Origin of the sequence: Alteromonas sp. W12 (genome assembly GCF_001924945.1) — a bacterium.
Lineage (GTDB): Bacteria > Pseudomonadota > Gammaproteobacteria > Enterobacterales > Alteromonadaceae > Alteromonas > Alteromonas macleodii.
Window position 1 is genome coordinate 288,718 of the sequence record NZ_LQXH01000007.1, and the last position, 20,381, is coordinate 309,098.

Here is a 20,381-nt window from a genome sequence, read left to right on the forward strand (position 1 = left end):
TTTTGTTATAAAAACTGCGCTAGAGAAAGCGTTCAGAGCAGCGTTGCTAAGTAGATAAGCCTCTCCTTAAAAAAAGGCGGCAGGCTGATCTTATTTATACAGTGGTAAAAGGAATTAATGCGATGACAATTAGCGCACAACAAGAAACCGTGTTTTCAAATAATCAGCTCAGTGTTGAGGAAATTCCCTCACTTCAAACGCTCGCATTACTTCCTATATCCAAAAAGTACCGGACACTAAATATCCTCTCCATTGGATTGATAGCCTTAGTGCTAATCGGTATTGCTTCTGCGTTACGATTCCAAAGCTTTTGGTCATTGCCAGAAGGACTGCTGCAAGCCTACCCGTATGTTGTTGCTGGTATCGTCGCTGTAGGCTCTCTATGGGCGCTGTACCACTTTTTTGCTGATGTACGCATATTTTATGCGATTCGAGAGCAAGACATCAGTAAGCAGTCAGGGCTAATTTTTAGAAAACTTTCGTGCCAACCTATTTTGCGTGTTCAGCATGTAGAGGTTAATCGCGGTCCATTGGACAGGTGGGCGGGTCTTGCCTCACTTCAGGTGTTTTCGGCTGGTGGTGAAATGCACACGTTTGAGATACCTGGGTTAAGCATTGAAAGGGCAGAGCAGTTGCGTGAGTTCATTCTTGCTCATAAAGATATAGGTGCACGCTAATGACGGTATCAGAAACGCCCTCACACCAAGCGCCTACACTTAATCAGTCAAAAGAGCTGAAAGAAGATACTGCGCTCAAGTCCCATGGGCAAGATGCTAATATGGAAGAACCCAAACTTAAAGTAGAAACGGGTGATGAGTGGCAGCGCCTCTCTCTAATTTCTATTTTGTACTTTACTATTCGCAATTTTACCAACTCGGCTCAAGTGCTTATTTATACCATTCCCGCCTTAGCCATATCGTTCAATATTTGGGATAACCTGCTGTCGCCTGAAGTACTAATCGGTGCTGGAATCCTTTTTCTATCTACCAGTGTTAGCGGCGTAATAAGCTTTTTAATGTACAAGTTTCGCGTGCACAACCAGCACGTTGAGATTCATCATGGCGTGTTCCAACGCCGCTATACCAACTTGCCTTTGTGGCGTATTCAAAACGTTAAGATAGAACGCCCTTTTTATTACCGACCTTTTGGGTACGCGTTAGTGGTGCTTGATACCGCAGGAAGTGGGAAAGAAGAAGCTAAAATTGTAGCGGTTCCTGAAGATTATGCTGAAGCGCTCAAAAAGCAGGTGTTGTATGAAAAAGCGCTGCACGATGAGGGTGACCTGGATTGTTTGCCAAATGAAGATTTATCCGACGAGCAGAGTTCGTCTTTTCCCACGCCACGAACGCGCACTAAATCGATAGATTCTTCCCATTCAAATGAAGAAGTATTAAATCGACGGTCCGTGAAAGACATCATTATTCACGGTATCACCAACAATCGCGTGTGGATCATACTGGGTGCTGCGGCACCTTTCTATGACGATGTGTTCGGTCTGGTTTCAGAGTGGTTAGCCGATAAAGGCTTGCAGCTTAATCAGCTGGTTGGTGAACAAACGGTTGCGTGGTGGCAATTTGGATTGTATGCCTTTGTCATTCTCATGATGCTTATGGCGTTAGTGGCACTGCTGAGTGTTGGTGGCGCGCTTTTCACTTTTTACGGCTACACACTTTCACGAACAGGTGATCGCTATATCCGTCGCAGCGGCTTGCTTAATAAACTGGAAGTCAGCATGCGAGCTTCACGCATCCAAATGATTACGGCGAAGCAAGACTGGCTGGATAAAATACTAAAGCGGGTGAATTTGTATTTTGAGCAGAACTCAACGGCTGGGCAGCAAATGCAAGAACTGATGTCGCCAAATAAGCTTATTGTGCCATCGGTAACCGAAGATGAAGCCTTCGCGCTTAGTCAAGAAGTGATGCCTGGATGTGACCTGCGAGGTCAAGATTATCAAACCATTAGTAAGCGATTTATTACTTTTTGGTTGCTTGCGGGCTGGACGTTGCCTTTTATTACCTTTTTCACTATTGGCGCTGTGTCATCCCATCTAGATATTATGCTAGGTTCATTCGTTGTCTTTAGTGCGGTATCGCTGTTACTCACGCTTAGGTGGTGGCGATGGGGTATAGCCTATGACAGTAAGTACGTTTATATAAGGCGAGGTAGAATAGGCATCGACTATCAATGCTTTGAGCCCTATAAAGCGCAGCAAGTTATCGTTAAGCAAAGCGTGTTTATGAAGCGAAGAAAACAGGCCACCGTTAAGTTTGTACTGGCTTCGGGGGCGGTGACTGTGCCGTTTCTACCAGAAGACTACGTTAATAAACTAGCTGATAGTGTGCTATTCGAGGTGGAGTCAACCAGAAGGTCTTGGATGTAACGTACACTGTTTCTTTGAGCGCTGCTTTTTTATACGTTTTTTATGCAAATAGACCGAGTTTATGTAATGGTAGGTATTTAGTTGCTTAACCTTGCGTTTATATGGATATTTTTGATTACAGTGTCATCGCGATTTACCTCATCACTTTACTCGTCATCGGCTTTAGCTTGCGTGGACAGCAGTCAAAGAGAGATTATTTTCTCGCTGGAAGAAGCTTAAGTTGGAAACCGCTGTTACTTTCAGTGATGGCGACGCAACTCTCGGCGGTCAGTTTCATTTCCGCTCCTGCATTTGTCGGCTTCCGTGAGGGGGGAGGGCTGATTTGGCTCTCTTATGAACTGGCAGTTCCGTTAGCCATGCTTTTACTCATTACCACCGTGTTGCCTACATTATACCGAAGCGGTGTGGTGAGTATTTATGACTATCTTGAGCGACGTTTCTCTACCTCTACTCGTATTTGTATCAGTGTTGTATTTCAATTTAGCAGGGCCTTCGCTACCGGCATAATGGTTTACGCGCTATCCATTATATTGCAAGGAACCATGCAGGTTTCATCCACGCAGGCAATATTACTCATTGGTGTGATTACCGTTTTGTACTCCTTACAAGGAGGCATGAAAGCAGTTGTATATGGTGACGCGGTACAAATGGTTGTCATCGTTTTGGGCACAGCTATCTGCATTGCTTTTGGTCTTAACGCATTAGGCGGTTGGGAGCACTTTTTACAGTTACTTCCAAGCGAGCGGGTCTCTACCCTTAATTTTTCATCTCTGGGTTTTGATGGTGACGGCTTCGGCTTTTTTCCTATGGTGCTAGGTGGCGTGATCCTCTACGCCTCATACTACGGTTGTGATCAATCAGAAGCACAGAGGGCATTGTCAGCGAAATCGGAAAGCGATCTTAAAAAGATGATGTTAGCCAATGGCATTTTCAGGTTCCCTATAACACTTCTATATTGTTTAGCAGGCTTGGTGGTCGGCACACTAGCGTTTAACGACGCCAACTTGCTATCGCAAATTCCTAAAGATAATCCGGACTGGCTTATGCCGGTCTTTATTCTTAATTATTTACCTCATGGGCTTATCGGCTTGCTTGTGGTCGCTATTCTTGCTGCAGCCATGTCATCACTGAGCTCAGCAATAAACTCTCTTGCCGCTGTTTCGCTTGAAGATTATTTCAAACTCACTCGGAAACGCGCAAAACCTGAAGGCTACCTGAGTCATGCTAAGTTTGCGGGCTTGCTTTGGGGAGGGATTATTTTGCTGCTTTCGCTCAATGCTGGCGATATAGCGCCTACCGTAATAGAAGCGGTGAACAAAGTGGGCTCTGTTTTTTTTGGTCCTGTCTTGGCTGTGTTTCTACTTGGCATGCTAACGAAGAAGATAAATGCCACACAGGTCAATACCGGCCTGATGTGTGGCGTGCTGACTAATTTGTCGTTCGCATTTTTTGTCGAGGACGTGTTTTGGTTTTGGTGGAATGTAACTGGGTTCGCGAGCACAGTGATACCCGCTATTATCTGGTCTGTTTTGTCAGCTAATGATGAAAATGATACAGCGACGATCACCACCTCTGGTCAACGACGCTTACTGATTGATAAGCCGATTGCCACCCTATTGCTTGGCTATTTTTGCTTATTGGTCGTTGTTTGCTACTTAATGCCGCGTTGGCTGCAGTAGACTCAGTAATTTACGCCTCTACTGTTTTGGCGACTGAGTCTCTCAGAATAATCTGATCTTTGCCCGCGTGCTTAGCTTCGTATAAGCGCGCATCAGCCACTTCTAACTGCGACTCCAAGCACTTGTGTTCCTCGGTACATACGCCGATACTGCATGTGATATTGAACTTGTGATTGGTAAAAATAGTAGAGCGCACTGCATCCATAAACGCTGAAAGCGCAGATAGATACACTTTAGGTGGCCTTACCGATACCACTGTAAATTCTTCACCCCCATAGCGCACAATAAGATCGTCGGGGAAGTAATCTTTTAACAATGCTGCAAATTCCTGCAATAACATGTCACCCGTTTTATGGCCGTAGGTATCGTTTACACTTTTGAAGTTGTCAGCATCGATCATAGACACAATGACATCCTTTCTCGACGCTTTATTGGCAAATAACTCCTCTGCTTTTTCGTAGAGAAAACGGCGATTGTATACCTTGGTTAGCGGGTCTAAGTTTGCTGAATTTCTAATGGTTTGAATCATTTCTTGTGATTCAAGGTTTTGCATAATTCTGCAGTAGAATTCTTCGTGATAAAACGGTTTGGACAGGAAGTCATTGGCGCCGCTTTTAATGAATTTCGAGGTCAACACGCTGTCGCCGTTTGCCGATAAACCGATAAATACCAAGTCTTGCATGCGTTTTTCGTGGCGTATTGCTTTAACCAGTTCATAGCCGTCCATATTGGGCATACGGTGATCGGCAATAACCATTTTAATATCGCGGTGATTATCAAGCTCTTCTAACGCTTCTAAGCCATCGTTCGCTTCATGTACCTGAAATTGGAATTTGCGAAGTAATGAACAAATGTGATTTCGGCTCGTTCTAGAATCTTCCACCACCAACACTTTGGTAGTAAGATTCTTTCTTAAACGGTCTACAAGTTTAGACACTTGAAGGTATGAATAGCGAGACTCTTTTGTGATGTAATCCAGTACGCCCTGATCGAGTAACTGAGCACGGGTAAATTCGTCGAAATTTCCAGTAAGTACGATGGTTGGAACGTTGTAGGAAAGTGCAAGCTCAACGCTCTCGCCGTTGGGCGCGTCGGGAAGGTTTAAGTCGACGATGGCTGCCAAGTATTCGGTGTCACTCTCGAGAGCACTTTTAGCTTCCGCAAGATCTTCGCACAGATCACACGTAAAGTGAGGATTATCCTCAATAAGTTTGTTTACAATCTTTCGGACAGTGAGACTGTCTTCTACTACAAGAACTTTATACATGTGATCTACTCTCGGCACTTAGGCTTCGATAATAACCAATTATAGACAAAAAAGCCCTCAAAGAGAGGGCGTTTTATACTTATGTCTAAATAATTTTATTCTTATATAACATTGCGTTGTACTAACTTTGTTCAATGGGAACACGCACGGAGCCTTCCATCAAAATACGTGCGCTTCTGCTCATTACAGCTTGCTTAATTTGCCATTTGTTATCTTCAAACGTCGCTTTAGCACCTACTCTTAGCGTTCCTGATGGATGCCCAAAAGTAACTGAGTCTCTTTCGTCGCCGCCAGCTGCGATATTTACAAGAGTGCCGGGTATCGCCGCAGCCGCTGCGATCGCGACTGCTGCCGTGCCCATCATAGCATGATGAAGTTTCCCCATAGACAGTGCGCGAACCAATACATCAATGTCTGAACCCAAAATATCTTTGCCACTGGAAGCTTGGTAACCTCTTGGAGGTGCAACGAACGCGACTTTTGGTGTGTGCTGCCTGTTTGCAGCTTCACCCACATCATTGATGAGCCCCATCTGAACCGCGCCGTGTGCACGAATTGCTTCGAACTTGGACAGCGCCTCGGAGTCGCTGTTTATATCATCCTGCAGTTCAGTGCCTGTGTAGCCAATATCTTCTGCGTTGATGAAAATAGTCGGAATACCTGCGTTTATCATGGTCGCCTGAAGTGAGCCTACGCCTGGAACTTCAAGTGTGTCGACTAATCGTCCTGTCGGGAAGATTGCCCCTTCACCGTCAGCTGGGTCAACAAAGGCCACTTCTACTTCTGCGGCAGGGAAGGTGACACCGTCTAGTTCAAAGTCGCCGGTTTCCTGTACTTCCCCGTTAGTCATTGGCACCTTAGCGATAATGGCTTTGTTGATATTGGCTTGCCAAATGTTGACGGTGGCAATGCCGTTTTCTGGTAATTTACTTCTATCCACTAGCCCATTGGTTATCGCAAATGCGCCTACGGCTGCCGTTAGGTTTCCGCAGTTTCCACTCCAGTCTACGAATGGCTTGTCTATGGCTACTTGACCAAATAGGTAGTCCACATCGTAACCTTCACGTTCACTTTTGCTTAAGATAACAGTTTTGCTGGTACTTGATGTAGCACCGCCCATACCGTCGGTTTGTTTACCGTAAGGATCGGGGCTGCCAATTACGCGCAGAAGCAGGGCATCGCGCGCCGGACCTGGCTTTTGCGCGGCTTCTGGCAAATCGGTTAAATTGAAAAACACACCCTTACTGGTACCGCCACGCATGTAGGTAGCCGGTACTCGAAGTTGTGGCGCATACTTTGTCATGTTTTTTCCCCTCAGCTAGCTTCAGCTTCTAAGAAGTCCTTGGCGAAGCGCTGTAATACACCGCCTGCGCTGTAAATAGAGACTTCTTCTGCTGTGTCTAAGCGACAGGTTACTGGTACTTCTAATTGCTCGCCGTTTTGACGGTTCACTACCAGTGTTAGCGTTGCACCTGGTGACGGTTCGCCGCTTACGTCGTAAGTTTCTGTGCCATCTAGTTCTAGTGTTTTACGTGTAGTGCCTGGTTTAAACTCAAGCGGTAATACGCCCATACCAATTAGATTAGTGCGGTGAATACGTTCGAAACCTTCAGCTACAATCACTTCAACACCCGCAAGGCGCACGCCTTTGGCTGCCCAGTCTCGTGACGAGCCCTGACCGTAGTCAGCGCCAGCTACAATAATCAGCGGCTGTCTGCGGTTCATGTAGGTTTCAATAGCTTCCCACATGCGCATAACTTGTCCTTCTGGCTCAACGCGCGCCAGTGAACCTTGCTTCACTTCACCGTTTTCCAGCACCATCTCGTTGAACACTTTCGGGTTCGCAAGGGTAGCGCGCTGTGCGGTTAAGTGGTCACCACGGTGTGTGGCATACGAGTTAAAGTCTTCTTCCGGTAAGCCCATTTTGTGGAGGTATTCACCTGCCGCGCTGCTGGCTAAAATTGCGTTTGAAGGCGACAAGTGATCGGTGGTGATGTTATCTCCCAAAATAGCCAGTGGACGCATACCTTTCATGGTGCGCTCAGCATCCATTGCGCCTTCCCAATAGGGCGGGCGACGAATGTAGGTGCTCATTTCACGCCAGTCATAAAGCGGGTTAATGTCTTTTCCGTAGTCAACGCTAAGGTCGAACATTGGCTCGTACACTTTTCTGAAGTGCTCTGGCTTCACCGATTTCGCTACAATAGCGTCAATTTCTTCGTCGCTTGGCCAAATGTCTTTAAGCGTTACTGGGTTGCCTTCTTTGTCGGTGCCCAATACGTCCTTTTCAATATCAAAGCGCACGGTACCGGCGATGGCGTAAGCTACAACCAGTGGTGGCGATGCTAAGAATGCTTGCTTTGCGTAAGGGTGAATACGGCCGTCGAAGTTACGGTTACCCGACAATACTGCGGTTGAGTAAAGATCGCGGTCGATGATCTCTTGCTGAATTTTAGGGTCTAGCGCGCCGCTCATACCGTTACAGGTAGTACAGGCAAATGCTACAACGCCAAAGCCTAAATCTTCCAACTCGCTCATTAAGTTGGCTTCTTCAAGATACAGCTTAACGGCCTTAGAGCCTGGCGCTAGTGAGCTTTTAACCCACGGCTTACGGGTTAAACCGCGCGCGTTGGCATTTCGAGCAAGTAAACCTGCAGCAATTACATTGCGTGGGTTAGATGTATTAGTACAGCTTGTGATTGCCGCGATTATGACCGCGCCATCGGGCATTTTGCCTTCCTCCTCGGTCCACTTCGCTGCTATACCGCGACTTTCTAAATCGCTGGTAGGTAAACGTGCGTGTGGATTAGAAGGGCCAGCCATGTTACGGCCCACAGCAGAAAGGTCGAACGTAAGCACCCGCTCATACTCGGCAGTTTCTAAATCATCAGCCCATAAACCTGTGTGCTTGGCATACTGCTCAACTAGTGCAATTTGCTTTTCCTCACGTCCTGTTAGGCGCAAGTAATCAATAGTTTGCTGGTCAATGTAGAACATGGCTGCAGTGGCACCGTATTCCGGTGTCATGTTCGAAATGGTAGCGCGGTCGCCAAGCGTTAGATGCGATGCACCTTCGCCATAAAATTCCAAATACGCAGAGACTACACGCTCTTTACGCAAGAATTCAGTTAATGCTAATACGATGTCGGTTGCGGTAATGCCAGGCTGTGGTTTACCCGTTAGCTCAACACCTACAATGTCAGGCAAACGCATGTAAGACGCCCGGCCTAGCATAACGCTTTCCGCTTCAAGGCCGCCAACGCCTACGGCAATTACACCAAGTGCATCAACATGCGGCGTGTGGCTGTCGGTACCTACTAGTGTGTCTGGGAAGGCTACACCATCGCGAGCTTGAATAACCGGCGACATACGCTCTAAGTTAATTTGGTGCATAATGCCGTTACCCGGAGGGATAACATCTACGTTTTTAAACGCCGTTTTTGTCCAGTTAATAAAGTGGAAACGGTCGTCGTTGCGTCTGTCTTCAATAGCGCGGTTTTTCTCAAACGCATCTTTTTCAAAACCAGCGTGTTCAACGGCTAACGAGTGATCAACAATCAGTTGGGTTGGCACAACCGGGTTTACTTTAGCCGGATCGCCGCCTTTTGCTGCAATAGCATCGCGAAGGCCCGCTAAGTCTACCAGTGCCGTTTGCCCTAAGATATCATGACACACCACGCGAGCAGGAAACCACGGAAAGTCCAAGTCGCGCTTGCGATAAATCAGCTGTTTAAGTGAGTCGGTAAGCATTTCAGGGGCGCATTTACGCACCAAGTTCTCAGCCAGTACACGTGAGGTGTAAGGCAGCTTGGCGTAGGCGCCAGGCTCAATAGCATCTACCGCTTCACGGGTATCGAAAAAATCGATACCCGCGTTAGGAAGCGGTTTACGGTAATCAATATTCATAAAACCCCAACCTTAATCTTAAGCACGTTCGCTAATAGCTGGCACTGGGCGTAGTTCTTCGCCGGTATATTCTGCTGACGGACGAATAATACGGTTGTCAGCGCGCTGTTCCATAACGTGTGCCGCCCAACCAGTTAGACGAGACATTACGAAGATTGGTGTGAACAACGGCGTAGGAATACCCATGAAGTTGTACGCAGAGGCGTGGAAGAAATCGGCGTTACAGAAAAGTTTCTTCTCGCGCCACATCACTTCTTCACAGCGAACAGACACAGGGTAAAGTACGTCGTCACCCACATCAGCAGCCAGTTTTTCAGACCATTGCTTGATAATTTCGTTACGCGGGTCAGAGTCTGAGTAAATAGCATGGCCAAAGCCCATGATCTTCTCTTTACGCTCAAGCATGCCCATCATTTTTTCTTCTGCGTCATCAGCAGAGGTAAAGCCCTCGATCATTTCCATGGCGGCTTCGTTAGCACCACCGTGAAGCGGGCCGCGAAGTGAGCCGATAGCACCCGTTACACAAGAATGCATATCAGATAAGGTTGAAGCGCAAACACGTGCAGTGAAGGTAGACGCGTTAAATTCATGCTCTGCATAAAGAATTAACGATACATGCATAACCTGTTCATGAAGTTCACGTGGCTTTTCGCCATGAAGCATATGAAGGAAGTGACCTCCAATTGAGTCGTCATCGGTTTCAACGTCTACGCGCACGCCGTCGTGCGAGAAGCGGTACCAGTAACAAATGATACTTGGGAAGCAAGCTAACATACGATCCGTAACATCTTGTTGCTGGTCGAAGCTGGTTTCCATTTCAAGGTTACCTAGCATTGAACAACCCGTGCGAAGTACGTCCATTGGGTGAGCATTTTTTGGTATGCGTTCTAGCACTTCTTTAAGCGCGGTAGGAAGGCCGCGCATGCTGCGAAGTTTTGTTTTATAAGCGTCTAGCTCAGACTGGTTAGGTAGCTTGCCCTTTAGAATAAGGTACGCTACTTCTTCAAATTGACAGTTTTGCGCTAAGTCTTTTACGTCGTAGCCACGATACGTTAAACCAGAACCTGATTTACCTACGGTTGATAATGCTGTTTTGCCTGCAACTTGGCCGCGTAAACCCGCGCCACTTAACTGTTTAGCCATCTTGTTGTCTCCGGTCTTGTAAAATTTGTAAGGTACTTTTTTTAAAATTTAGAAATAAAAACTATATTGAACTCATCAGGCGAGTGGGGTGCGAGGCACCGAGAGAGTGGGGGCGGTGCACGGGGCGTTACCCCTTTGAGGCATGGATGCCGAAACGGAGCCCCCATGGATGGGTTCACGGCGTGGTAACGCCCTGTGTACCGTTCCAGCTTCAATGGTGCCTCGCACCTCACTCGCTTCCTGCTGTTTCGTATTCGTGTTAGTTCTTACCTTCTGCGAATAGAGCATCTAGTTTTTGCTCGTACTCGTGGTAGCCAAGATAATCGTACAGTTCCATGCGTGTCTGCATGCTGTCGACAACGGCTTTTTGGTCGCCGTTTTCAAGTATAGATTTGTAAACCATTTCTGCTGCTTTATTCATCGCACGGAATGCACTTAGTGGGTAAAGCACCATGTCGGCACCCCATTCACCAAGCTCTTCTTTATTCCATAGTTCGGTTTTGCCGAACTCAGTGATATTGGCAAGGATCGGAACGTCTAGCGCTTCAGCAAATGCACGGTAATGTTCTTCGGTTTGCACTGCTTCGGCGAATATGCCGTCAGCTCCCGCTGCAACATAGGCTTTTGCGCGTTCAATGGCTTTGTCTAAACCTTCTTGTGCGAACGCGTCGGTGCGCGCCATAATAAAAAAGTCTGGGTCAGTTCTAGCGTCAACTGCAGCTTTTATGCGGTCTACCATTTCTTCTGTGCTAACAATTTCTTTGTTAGGACGGTGACCACAGCGTTTTTGGGCTACCTGATCTTCCATATGAACTGCCGCCGCGCCTGCTTTTTCCATATCGCGAATAGTTTTGGCAATGTTAAATGCGCCGCCCCAACCGGTGTCGATGTCTACCATGAGCGGAAGATCGCACGCGCTGGTAATGCGCTGAACGTCTGCAATCACATCATTAAGTGACGTCATGCCTAAGTCTGGTAGGCCGTAAGACGCATTCGCTACGCCTCCACCTGAAAGATAAATCGCTTGGTGCCCAATAGCCTTTGCCATCATGGCAGTATAGGCGTTAATGGTGCCGACAATTTGTAGCGGTTTGTTGTTCTCTAATGCGGTTCTGAATTTCTTTCCTGCACTCATGATAATCACTCGCTTATTTGAAAGTAGGGTAGAGGTGAATTAGGTATGAAGAAGACTGAGTGGTGTTAACCATGATTAAGCTTCTTCTCAATATTATTTTTTGAATAAAGAATATGGCGACGCATTAGCATTTCAGCCAGTTCCTCGTCGCGATTGGCAATAGCGTTAACGATGTGTCTGTGTTCATCAAAGGCGGTACTTACGCGAGGGCCAGCCATACCGAGCTGTACGCGATACATACGAACAAGATGGTAAAGCCCGTCTACAAGTACGCTGATGAGATGGTCGTTTTTACTGCCGGTTACAATTCTGTAGTGAAAGTCTACATCGCCGGCTTCTTGATAATAGCTTTGACCGTCTTTTACTTTATCGAAGTGGCTATCAAGCAACGCCTGCATGTCAGCAATTTCTTCATCGCTCATGTAGCGTGCAGCCAAGCGGGCGGCCATACCCTCTAATGCTTCGCGCACTTGGTATAGCTGAATAAGGCCTTCGGGGGACAGTGCAACCACACGGGCACCCACGTTAGCTTTACGTTCCACCAAGTGACAGGTAGCGAGACGATTGATGGCTTCACGAATAACGGCGCGACTGACTTCATACTTTGTCGACAATTCCATTTCACTCAGCTTACTGCCTGCTGGAATGATACCCTCAACAATATCCTTTCTTAATTGAAAGAAAGTGCGGTCGGCATTGGTGATGGCTTGTTCGCTTTTTACTAACACTGTATAGAATCTTAAAATGACTAATGTCGACAATATATGCCCGTTTTGGCGTTTTTTCAACCTTAAAAGGTTTGGATTGTCGACAACGAGAGTAAGATATTAGTCTGATAGTCTTGTTTAGCGGCCTGTGTTGACAGTTGTGCAATGATTTAATGCGATACGCAAACAGAGCCATGTGTCAGCTTACGTCTATTAGGCGAACCTTGCGCAACCATATTGATAGCTACTGCCCGGACGGACGAGGTAAATTGGTAACGATAGTTACATGCAGAGACTCTGAGCTAAAGAATGATTCAAGCCAATGGTGATTTGTTTAAAGTTTGTCCATCTGGTCTAGGTCTTCTTTACTTTATTCGCTTAGGTGTTGTGAAGAGATAGAGTAAATTATCTTTATGATATCTAATTGTTTTTATGGAATTTATACATACTTTTTGTTTGATGCTTAACCTAACCAATTAGTCTAATTTTGAAGTCTTATTTTAGTAAAAGTGTAATATTTTACTTTGCAAGATCGTAATCTAACGGTAACATATCGTTCCAGTCTTCAAGCCTAAATTCTTCGTACTGAATTTTAGAGGGCTGGAAAAGTAAGTTCTACTTTTAAAGCAGAGTTTCATTGAAAGTAAGTTTGTAATGTTTTATTGCGACTTACTTTTTTATTGCCTGTAATCCAGTATAAGCACAAGGTTATGTGCACCTCTTAAATTAGTGAGTTTAGTCTTTCAAAGTTCCAAAGAAGAACTTGAAGCGGCCTAAAAATATTATTACACCTAACACTCACGCAAAGGGGTTATACCATGAAAACCAATACTGACGTGTCTAAGGCACTCGCCAGTAAGCTTTCACCTGTCGCACTAGCAGTAGCGATGACCGTTCCAGCAATTTCAAATATTGCCGTTGCACAAGAAGCAGAAGCAACTGAAGAGCAACAATTTGAAGCCATTACCGTTACCGCAACAAAACGCCCTCAAGTTATCTATGAAGTTCCAATTGCTATTAGCGCCTTCGATGGCGACAAGTTAGCTGACCAAGGTATTACTGACCTGACTGACGTTGGTAAATTCGTTCCAAACCTAAATGTTACTGGTTTCTCTGCCGGCCACACGTCGTCTGTAAACCCATTTATTCGTGGCATTGGTCTTCAAGATCACCTAATCACAACCGATCCGGGTGTGAGTGTTTATGTAGACGGTGTTTATCTGGGCCGTCAGGTTGGTCAAAACTGGAGCCTAAATAATATTGAGCGTATTGAGGTACTTCGTGGCCCTCAAGGAACGCTATATGGTCGTAACTCAATTGGTGGTGCAATTAACATCATCACAAAAGAGCCAGACCAAGGTGATTTAACCAAAATCAACACTGAATTTGGTACACGTGGTCGCGTTAAAGCTGATCTTTTTGTTAACCACGGTCTTTCAGAAACCGTAGCGTTTAACATGAACCTGTCATTTAACAAGCGCGATGGTCTTGGTGAGTTCATCAACGTGCCTAACGCCGAGTACGATGTTGGTGAGACTGAAGATGTTTCTGGCCGCGTTTCTCTTAAGTGGGAGCCATCAAATGATTTCCGCATGGTATTAACTGCAGATGCTAACAATGGCGACGGCGGTCTGCGTCCATACACTGTGCTAATTGATGAAGTGGGTTCAGATCGCTACTTCGGTGGTCAGAATGGTGTTGGCGTACCGTTACGCAACACAGATGTGACGCCTGAAGGCGCTGATATCTACGACAATGCAACAGGTACTGAAGCAGTAACTGGCGTGTCGAACGAAGCGCGTGGTCTTTCACTCACAACTGAGTGGGACATTAACGAAGACTACACTGCAAAGGTTGTTGCAAGCCAGCGTACATCTAAGTACAAAGCAGGTCTTGATGATGACGGTACAATTTACTCGTTAGATCAGTTCCCTGAGCGTGGCGAAGCCGATCAAACATCAATCGAACTTCAGCTTAACGGCTATATCAACGAATACACTGACTTTGTTGCTGGTGTTTACTACTTCAACGAAGAAGGTAGCAACCGTCAAGGTGACGACTCTAGTTTTGACGGTGGGGCTAACCTGCTAGAACTCGATCAAGAAACCACTTCAAAAGCGGTTTACGTTAACGTTCGCCGTGACTTAACTGATGAGCTTAGCCTTTCTGGTGGCCTTCGTTACACGAAAGATGAAAAAGAAGCATCAGCGAACGTATTTTCAGCACTTGGTACTATCTATGATTCAAATGATTGGGACGAAGTGACGTGGGAACTCGCCACTAACTACACATTTGAAAATGGCATGACAGGCTATGCGACAATTCAGTCTGGCTACCAGTCGGGTCAATTCCCAGCACGTCCTTACTGCCTAATTGGTGAGTTCTTCGGTGCAGGTGGCTTTGATGATATCGAAGGCGCTCAAGCGGCGGTTCGCGCAAATAACTGTTTTACGGCGTCTGACAATATTACTGCTACTAACTATGAAGTAGGTATTAAAGGTCGTGTGAATGATTACTTCGACATTAGCGTTGCAGTATTTAACACTGAGTTTGAAGATCTTCCTTACCAAGTCAGTCGCGTGAGCGAAGGTGGTTTCGACACCGCAAACCTTGTGGTAGAGCAAACATCTCGTGGTGTTGAAGCTGATGCTACGTTTACCTATGGCAACTTCAGCATGATGACCAGCGTTGGTTATATGGATGTTGATGTTGAAGAGCAAGATGGATTCAATCCTGTAGCGCCACTTACTCCAGACCTAACCCTTGCAATTGGTCCGCAGTATACCTTTGAGCTTGATGGTGGTGATTCAATTCGCGTACGTGCAGATTACTCATATCGTGCAGAAATGTATGGTGAGCCTACTTCAGCACCTGAGCGTATGACTAAACTTGATAGCCGTGAGCTTGTTAACTTCGACATCGCTTATACGCCAGCGAATGATGCGTATACTGTTGCACTTTACGGTCGCAATATTTTTGATGAGCGTTACGACAATGCACGCTTGAATACAGGTGACTACATCCTGCAAATTCTAAGCAACGACGCAAGCGAGTTTGGTGTTAGATTCTCAACTGAATTCTAATAGCTACAACGAGTTACAATTATAAAGCCAGTCTAAAGACTGGCTTTTTTTTGCTTATTTTTTCTTGTTTTATCTTCATTATTAGCATAGTTTTAAAACTGTTCTAAAAATGCCCAGCAACTATTTATGAAAGTGAAAGCACTTTACGGTATTGGTTTTCTTGTTGTTAATATGCTTTTGTCAGGGTGTACCTACACGGTGTATTTACCCGACGATGAAGATATAAACGCGAAGAAAAACGGCAAGGTTGCAGTTGCTAAACCTGAATTTGGTAACCAATGTCGTTATAGCGGAAACGGTGAGTATGGCGCGTGCCCAACGTCAAATAGTGAAATGGTTGGAACATCGTGTTCTTGTCCAACACCTTCAGGGCAGATTATGGGAACGGTGTCGAAATAGAAGACGTGCTTTTGTAGTAAGTAGGGCCTTTCAATCATACGGAGATGGAGCGTGGGATTGTTTACCAGTTTTAAAAAATCGCGGTTAGAAAAAAAGTTTAAGAAAAACGAATGGGTAATCATTCAGCCTATTCCGTTCGCTCAATTTGAACAACTTATCGTAGACCATGTAGACGGAGGTTGGGAAATAGAAGATGACTATGAACGGCTCGCCGAAACGACCGCTAAGTGGCAGTGTGAATTACGCAAAGGTACGAGTATTTTAACCTGCGTATGGACCGCTAAACAGCAAGGTATCGTATACGGTCCCGAACGCGTGCTTACCGGTTTGTCTGAAAAGCTAAATATACCGACGTCTACAGCAATTGCTACGACGTGGTTTTAAGCCTTTATTAGAGCCAACCTTTTTGTTTAGCTATGCGAGCAGCATCTACGCGGTTGGTCGCATCGAGCTTAGAAATAGCCTCTGAGAGGTAGTTTCTTACCGTACCTTCAGATAAAAACAGTGATTGAGCAATGCCTTGGGTTTTAAGCCCTTCTGAAGCAAGTTTTAGTGCGGACATTTCTTTTTGCGACAGTGGATTGTTGTCGTCAAGAGCCATGATGGCGAGCTCAGTCGAAATTACCTTTTCTCCCGCAGAGACTTTGTGAATGGCATCTATCAGGTAGTCGCTGTCAGACTCTTTCAATATAAACCCCTTAACCCCTAAACTTAATGCACGCTTGATGTAGCCTGGTTTAGAAAAGGTAGTCATCAATACCACCTTGGTATTGAGACTTTGCTTTGCAATGTGGGCGGCTAGATCTAGCCCTGAAACCAGCGGCATTTCAATATCGCTCAAAATAATGTGTGGTGCAGGGTTATCATTTAAATAATCAATGGCTTCCTTTCCATTACTGCACTTTTCAACAATGGTTAAGTCGTCTTCTAATGATAGAAGCATGGCAATGGCATCGCGAACCAGCGACTGATCTTCAACAATCAAAATAGTAGTTGGCGCTTTTGAGTTCATAGGGAAGCCTTATGTGACATAGCTTGCTCGGCAGTAAGCTGAACCCTGACAATAGGGTGGGGAAGGAAAGAAATGTCCACATCCGCATGAATAGACGCCGCGCGTTCTCTAATTCCCATTAATCCGTTTCCTTCTTTAATTGATGCGGTGTTCTCAACTACGCCATGATCTTTATAGGTCATTTTCACGGTTTGCTCATTAACTTCAAGACCAAGGGATACCGCGTTACCGTTTGAATAGCGCAAGGTATTGGTTGTCAGCTCTTTGATAATAAGCGCAAGCTGGCTTTCTTGTTTAGCGCTTAAACGTGCTTCAGCGCCGCCTTCAATATCGGTTGTAACATTAAAGCCGTTTTCTTCTAACAGTGATTTGTCTTTTGCTATTTCATCGCTAAGAGAAAGCTGCTTGATATCTGACACTGCTTGACGAATATCACTCAGTAGCGCTTGAGAAAGTTGTGCCAGCGCTTTTACCTCGCGATGCGCGTCTTCAATCTTATCTTTGCTTATAAGTTTATCGGCCAGTTGTGCCTTTAACGAAATAGAGCTGAGTGCGTGACCCGCAACATCATGTAAGTCTCTGCCTATTCGCTCACGTTCAGCGATCGCAGACAATACTCGTAGTGCTTCGGCCTGCTGGCTCTCTTTCAGACTATGGAGCGTTTCTTTGCGCTCCATAACACCAAACCCGAATAGCACTAAGCTGTTGAGCAACGAAGCACTTAAAAGAAAATGTGCGTTATTAAATACGGTAATGTGCAGTGACACGAGTACCAGCATCATCACGCCTATGCTCATTATGCCTGTCTTGAGCGAATTGTAATAACCTACGATAAAAGCAATAAAGCCGATAATGGTTGCGCCACCAGGGTTTTGAAAGCTGCATGCTACCGAAAGTAGAAACATGAGTAGCAAATAAGTGGGCAGTGTTTTAACAGGCTGGTTTATGGCTTTAATGTAAAGAATGACAAAGCTAAGGTATCCCAGGGTTTGAAGCACCCATGTTTCGATGGGAAGAGGACGCGAAATAATAAGTGGAACAAAAAAGAACAGTGAAAAAAACAAGCTTCCGTGAGACCAGCGCTTTTTCCGTCCACTTGCCAAAAGGGGCATGTCAGGCGCGGCGCTCTCGTTTTTGACGGCAGGCACCGCGCTGTTACTATCTTGTATGCTTTTATTGCTGAGCATTGTGAGTACTTCGTCCCTACTGAAATACAACGGCAGACTTGCTAGTAATTAGCAGCGTACCAGAGATAATCAACATAATACCCAGCACGGCATAAATATCGAAAGTTTGTTTCCAAAATACCACCGAAGCAGCGGTGATAAGTGCGATTCCCATGCCCGACCAAATGGCGTAGGCGACCCCAATTCCCATATTCTTTAAGACCATGGCAAACAGCATTCCAGATATCGCGTAGAAAAAGATAGCGCCGTACCCAAAAGCCCACTTCTCCCATCCGTTCGACATTTTAAGCAGCATGGTAGCGGTAACTTCGGTGATAACTGCAACTGCTAAAAGTAAATAAGTCATAGTGCATTCCTTTTTAATTAAAGTGAAATTAGTTAGATTTGATTGATTGAAAACGACGTTCAAGGGTGATTAATGACACAATGTAGACAGCGACAATCACAGCCGATATTGCCTCTACCCGTGCATCGGGAAACAAGTACCAGGCGGCGACAATGCCGAAGGTTCTGGTTAGCGTGTGAAAGTAGCCTATCCAGTGTTCGATAGCCCATGATAAAGGCATCCACATCAGGCCTGCGAGAATGCCAATACTCAATGGAACGGTGGTGTGGTCGATGGCTGCAACGGGAAGCGCAATGGCAAATACCATTAGGCTCATAATCATGCCAACGAAGAAAAGACGATCAAAACTGTTCTTTGCCGCCTTCTTGGCAAAAAATCGCTCACCAGTGAGGTAGGAAAGACCTGCACCGAGGTAGAAGATGGCACCTGTGCCGATATACAGCAACCAGGTTATGGTTAATTCAGATACAAAGGGAGCGCTGATACCAAGCAGAGCCCAAACAACAGTGCCTGCCAGCGGCATGGCAATGAATCGGTTCTTTTTAAAATCTTCCCGCTGCTGTTCCAATGGGATGGAAGCATTTTGAACGGGAGTTATTGATGAAGCGTGAGATACTTGTTCCATGAGCTTTACCTGATGTTGTAATGTCTATAGGTAAAGTATGCCGAGGTACCTCAGATTGCGTTAGTCACAAACGTCACCAATCGCATATGACAATTGTCATCAGTTCACTTAATGAAGCCTATGAACTAAGTCTGCCGTGCCTTTTTCGCTTTTCGTTTGTTTAACACTGAATCGCCATCTTCCTTAGACAGCATTAAGCTATCGTAAATGCTGACAAGTGCTACTGCGGCCATAAACATCATAGATAGCGTAAACGTTTGTAGGTTTGGCATATTGGCGCTTTGTCCAAGAATGAATGCTGCAGCAGCGATAGCGAGCGCAGAAAGGGTAATACCAAGACCGCGGTTCATTTGCATTAAAATGGCGCCTAGCGTGTTTGCGTCTCGCATTTTATTAGGTGGTACGTCGGCAAAAGCTATGGTGTTTATTAGCGTTAAGTGCATTGAGCGAGTAATACCGTTAACAAATAAAATAACGGCAATAGTAAATGACGATGTGGAGTGATTTATCATCGCGAGCGCCACAAAACCAAGGGCGATGAGCACGCCGTTTACTACAAGCACGCGTTTGAAGCCGAAGGTATTCATGATCCACGTTGTCGCTGGCTTTATTGCTAAGTTTCCAGCAAACAGCCACAGCAACAGTGAGCCGGCTTCTACAGGTGAGTAACCTAATCCAAGCTGGAGCATGAGTGGTACAAGAAACGGTGCACTGCCAAGTGCTACGCGCACCACAGAGCCACCATAGACAGTGAGCCTAAATGTCTTATGCTGCATGGCGTCAAATGAAAACAGCGGGGTTTTAGCTGTTTTTACGTGCCGAACCGCAAATACCATAAGAACTAAGCCTACTGCGATGATGCCAAGTGAGTGTAGGAGTTTATCGCTGGTACTGGCTAGAAATTCGATCCCCGCCATGAATAGTGCAAAGCCGATCCCTGTGAGTAAGAAGCCTTTAATATCGAATTTACCTACATTGCCTTTAATGTTTTTAAGGAGATACAGTGACGCGATGATAGCGATTATGCCCAGTGGAATATTCATATAAAAAATCCACTGCCAACTGAAATGAGTGGCGATGTAACCGCCTAGCACAGGGCCTAGTAGCGGTGCACTTAATGCAGGCCAAGTTATAATGGCCACGGTTTTTACCAGCTTTTCCTTTGGCAAGTCCCGCAGAACCACTAATCTTCCCACGGGAACCATCATTGCCCCGCCTAAACCTTGAAGAATGCGAGACAAGGTAAATTCGAATAAGCTGGTACTCAGACCACAAAGCACCGAGGCAAAAGTGAATACGGCAATCGCTGCTACAAATATAGTGCGTGCGCCAAATTTATCGGCTGCGTAACCACTTAATGGAATAAAGAGTGTTACGGCTACCAAGTATGCCGATACACCAATAGATAAGTGGGCTGCCGGCACATTGAAGTCGGCAGCAATGACAGGTAACGCCGTGGTGATAACCGTGGCGTCTAAAATTTCCATAAAGAGTGCCCCTGCAACCAAA

At 45.7% G+C, this 20,381-nt stretch carries 17 protein-coding genes; 6 read left to right on the plus strand and 11 right to left on the minus strand.

Going from position 1 to position 20,381, the window contains the following annotated elements; translation table 11 throughout:
- Nucleotides 1-122 precede the first annotated feature (122 nt).
- From AWH61_RS08835 to AWH61_RS08845, 3 genes are all read left to right on the plus strand, one after another.
- Nucleotides 123-677 carry a PH domain-containing protein gene (locus AWH61_RS08835; RefSeq protein WP_061486464.1) on the plus strand — a complete coding sequence of 185 codons (555 nt, stop codon included), beginning with the start codon at nucleotides 123-125 and terminating at the stop codon, nucleotides 675-677.
- On the plus strand, nucleotides 677-2,383 hold the full coding sequence (locus AWH61_RS08840) for a PH domain-containing protein (protein WP_075176850.1): 1,707 nt from the start codon (nucleotides 677-679) through the stop codon (nucleotides 2,381-2,383). The genes AWH61_RS08835 and AWH61_RS08840 overlap by 1 nt, the downstream gene beginning before the upstream one ends.
- 101 nt (nucleotides 2,384-2,484) lie before the next feature.
- Nucleotides 2,485-4,062, plus strand: a complete 1,578-nt coding sequence (locus AWH61_RS08845) for a sodium:solute symporter family transporter (protein ID WP_075176851.1) — start codon at nucleotides 2,485-2,487, stop codon at nucleotides 4,060-4,062.
- A 10-nt stretch (nucleotides 4,063-4,072) separates the two neighbouring features.
- On the opposite strand, the gene AWH61_RS08850 is transcribed toward AWH61_RS08845, so the two are convergent.
- The 6 genes from AWH61_RS08850 to AWH61_RS08875 form a co-directional block, all read right to left on the minus strand.
- Nucleotides 4,073-5,329: a response regulator gene (locus AWH61_RS08850; RefSeq protein ID WP_014950537.1), complete on the minus strand. Its 1,257-nt coding sequence runs from the start codon at nucleotides 5,327-5,329 to the stop codon at nucleotides 4,073-4,075.
- 121 nt (nucleotides 5,330-5,450) lie between these two features.
- A complete protein-coding gene (prpF, locus tag AWH61_RS08855; RefSeq protein ID WP_075176852.1) occupies nucleotides 5,451-6,632 on the minus strand; it encodes a 2-methylaconitate cis-trans isomerase PrpF in 1,182 nt (393 codons plus the stop codon).
- A gap of 11 nt (nucleotides 6,633-6,643) precedes the next feature.
- Entirely contained in the window at nucleotides 6,644-9,235 is a 2,592-nt protein-coding gene (acnD, locus tag AWH61_RS08860; protein ID WP_061095773.1) for a Fe/S-dependent 2-methylisocitrate dehydratase AcnD, read from the minus strand.
- An 18-nt stretch (nucleotides 9,236-9,253) separates the two neighbouring features.
- Nucleotides 9,254-10,378, minus strand: coding sequence for a bifunctional 2-methylcitrate synthase/citrate synthase (prpC, locus tag AWH61_RS08865; RefSeq protein ID WP_061095772.1), 1,125 nt, complete (start codon nucleotides 10,376-10,378; stop codon nucleotides 9,254-9,256).
- 259 nt (nucleotides 10,379-10,637) lie between these two features.
- On the minus strand, nucleotides 10,638-11,513 hold the full coding sequence (gene prpB, locus AWH61_RS08870) for a methylisocitrate lyase (protein WP_014950533.1): 876 nt from the start codon (nucleotides 11,511-11,513) through the stop codon (nucleotides 10,638-10,640).
- A 65-nt stretch (nucleotides 11,514-11,578) separates the two neighbouring features.
- Nucleotides 11,579-12,241 (minus strand): GntR family transcriptional regulator, encoded by a 663-nt coding sequence (locus AWH61_RS08875; protein WP_014977261.1) that lies wholly within the window; start codon nucleotides 12,239-12,241, stop codon nucleotides 11,579-11,581.
- 797 nt (nucleotides 12,242-13,038) lie between these two features.
- Here AWH61_RS08875 and AWH61_RS08880 point away from each other — a divergent pair.
- The 3 genes from AWH61_RS08880 (at nucleotide 13,039) to AWH61_RS08890 (ending at nucleotide 16,086) form a co-directional block, all read left to right on the plus strand.
- The gene (locus tag AWH61_RS08880; RefSeq protein ID WP_075176853.1) at nucleotides 13,039-15,303 is read left to right on the plus strand and encodes a TonB-dependent receptor; all 2,265 of its coding nucleotides are present in this window, start codon (nucleotides 13,039-13,041) and stop codon (nucleotides 15,301-15,303) included.
- A gap of 126 nt (nucleotides 15,304-15,429) precedes the next feature.
- Nucleotides 15,430-15,702 carry a hypothetical protein gene (locus tag AWH61_RS08885; RefSeq protein ID WP_039226219.1) on the plus strand — a complete coding sequence of 91 codons (273 nt, stop codon included), beginning with the start codon at nucleotides 15,430-15,432 and terminating at the stop codon, nucleotides 15,700-15,702.
- Between the two features lie 51 nt (nucleotides 15,703-15,753).
- Nucleotides 15,754-16,086, plus strand: a complete 333-nt coding sequence (locus AWH61_RS08890) for a hypothetical protein (protein ID WP_014950529.1) — start codon at nucleotides 15,754-15,756, stop codon at nucleotides 16,084-16,086.
- A 7-nt stretch (nucleotides 16,087-16,093) separates the two neighbouring features.
- Here AWH61_RS08890 and AWH61_RS08895 read toward each other — a convergent pair whose 3' ends face one another.
- The 5 genes from AWH61_RS08895 to AWH61_RS08915 form a co-directional block, all read right to left on the minus strand.
- Nucleotides 16,094-16,714 (minus strand): response regulator transcription factor, encoded by a 621-nt coding sequence (locus tag AWH61_RS08895; RefSeq protein ID WP_049589067.1) that lies wholly within the window; start codon nucleotides 16,712-16,714, stop codon nucleotides 16,094-16,096.
- Entirely contained in the window at nucleotides 16,711-17,901 is a 1,191-nt protein-coding gene (locus tag AWH61_RS08900; protein ID WP_075176854.1) for a sensor histidine kinase, read from the minus strand. Before AWH61_RS08900 ends, AWH61_RS08895 begins: the two co-directional genes overlap by 4 nt.
- Before the next feature lie 16 nt (nucleotides 17,902-17,917).
- A complete protein-coding gene (locus AWH61_RS08905; protein WP_014950526.1) occupies nucleotides 17,918-18,247 on the minus strand; it encodes a DMT family transporter in 330 nt (109 codons plus the stop codon).
- Nucleotides 18,248-18,275: 28 nt separating this feature from the next.
- Nucleotides 18,276-18,872 carry a DUF7010 family protein gene (locus AWH61_RS08910; RefSeq protein WP_075176855.1) on the minus strand — a complete coding sequence of 199 codons (597 nt, stop codon included), beginning with the start codon at nucleotides 18,870-18,872 and terminating at the stop codon, nucleotides 18,276-18,278.
- 125 nt (nucleotides 18,873-18,997) lie between these two features.
- Nucleotides 18,998-20,380 carry an MFS transporter gene (locus tag AWH61_RS08915; protein WP_349642592.1) on the minus strand — a complete coding sequence of 461 codons (1,383 nt, stop codon included), beginning with the start codon at nucleotides 20,378-20,380 and terminating at the stop codon, nucleotides 18,998-19,000.
- Nucleotide 20,381 lies beyond the last annotated feature (1 nt).

Coding starts and splice junctions, on each gene's coding strand:
- AWH61_RS08845 (WP_075176851.1), top strand. CDS start 2,485: ATGGATATTTTTGATTACAGTGTCATCGCGATTTACCTCATCACTTTA.
- AWH61_RS08895 (WP_049589067.1), bottom strand. CDS start 16,714: ATGAACTCAAAAGCGCCAACTACTATTTTGATTGTTGAAGATCAGTCG.
- AWH61_RS08850 (WP_014950537.1), bottom strand. CDS start 5,329: ATGTATAAAGTTCTTGTAGTAGAAGACAGTCTCACTGTCCGAAAGATT.
- AWH61_RS08900 (WP_075176854.1), bottom strand. CDS start 17,901: ATGCTCAGCAATAAAAGCATACAAGATAGTAACAGCGCGGTGCCTGCC.
- AWH61_RS08885 (WP_039226219.1), top strand. CDS start 15,430: ATGAAAGTGAAAGCACTTTACGGTATTGGTTTTCTTGTTGTTAATATG.
- AWH61_RS08840 (WP_075176850.1), top strand. CDS start 677: ATGACGGTATCAGAAACGCCCTCACACCAAGCGCCTACACTTAATCAG.
- AWH61_RS08835 (WP_061486464.1), top strand. CDS start 123: ATGACAATTAGCGCACAACAAGAAACCGTGTTTTCAAATAATCAGCTC.
- AWH61_RS08910 (WP_075176855.1), bottom strand. CDS start 18,872: ATGGAACAAGTATCTCACGCTTCATCAATAACTCCCGTTCAAAATGCT.
- AWH61_RS08880 (WP_075176853.1), top strand. CDS start 13,039: ATGAAAACCAATACTGACGTGTCTAAGGCACTCGCCAGTAAGCTTTCA.
- acnD (WP_061095773.1), bottom strand. CDS start 9,235: ATGAATATTGATTACCGTAAACCGCTTCCTAACGCGGGTATCGATTTT.
- prpB (WP_014950533.1), bottom strand. CDS start 11,513: ATGAGTGCAGGAAAGAAATTCAGAACCGCATTAGAGAACAACAAACCG.
- prpF (WP_075176852.1), bottom strand. CDS start 6,632: ATGACAAAGTATGCGCCACAACTTCGAGTACCGGCTACCTACATGCGT.
- AWH61_RS08905 (WP_014950526.1), bottom strand. CDS start 18,247: ATGACTTATTTACTTTTAGCAGTTGCAGTTATCACCGAAGTTACCGCT.
- prpC (WP_061095772.1), bottom strand. CDS start 10,378: ATGGCTAAACAGTTAAGTGGCGCGGGTTTACGCGGCCAAGTTGCAGGC.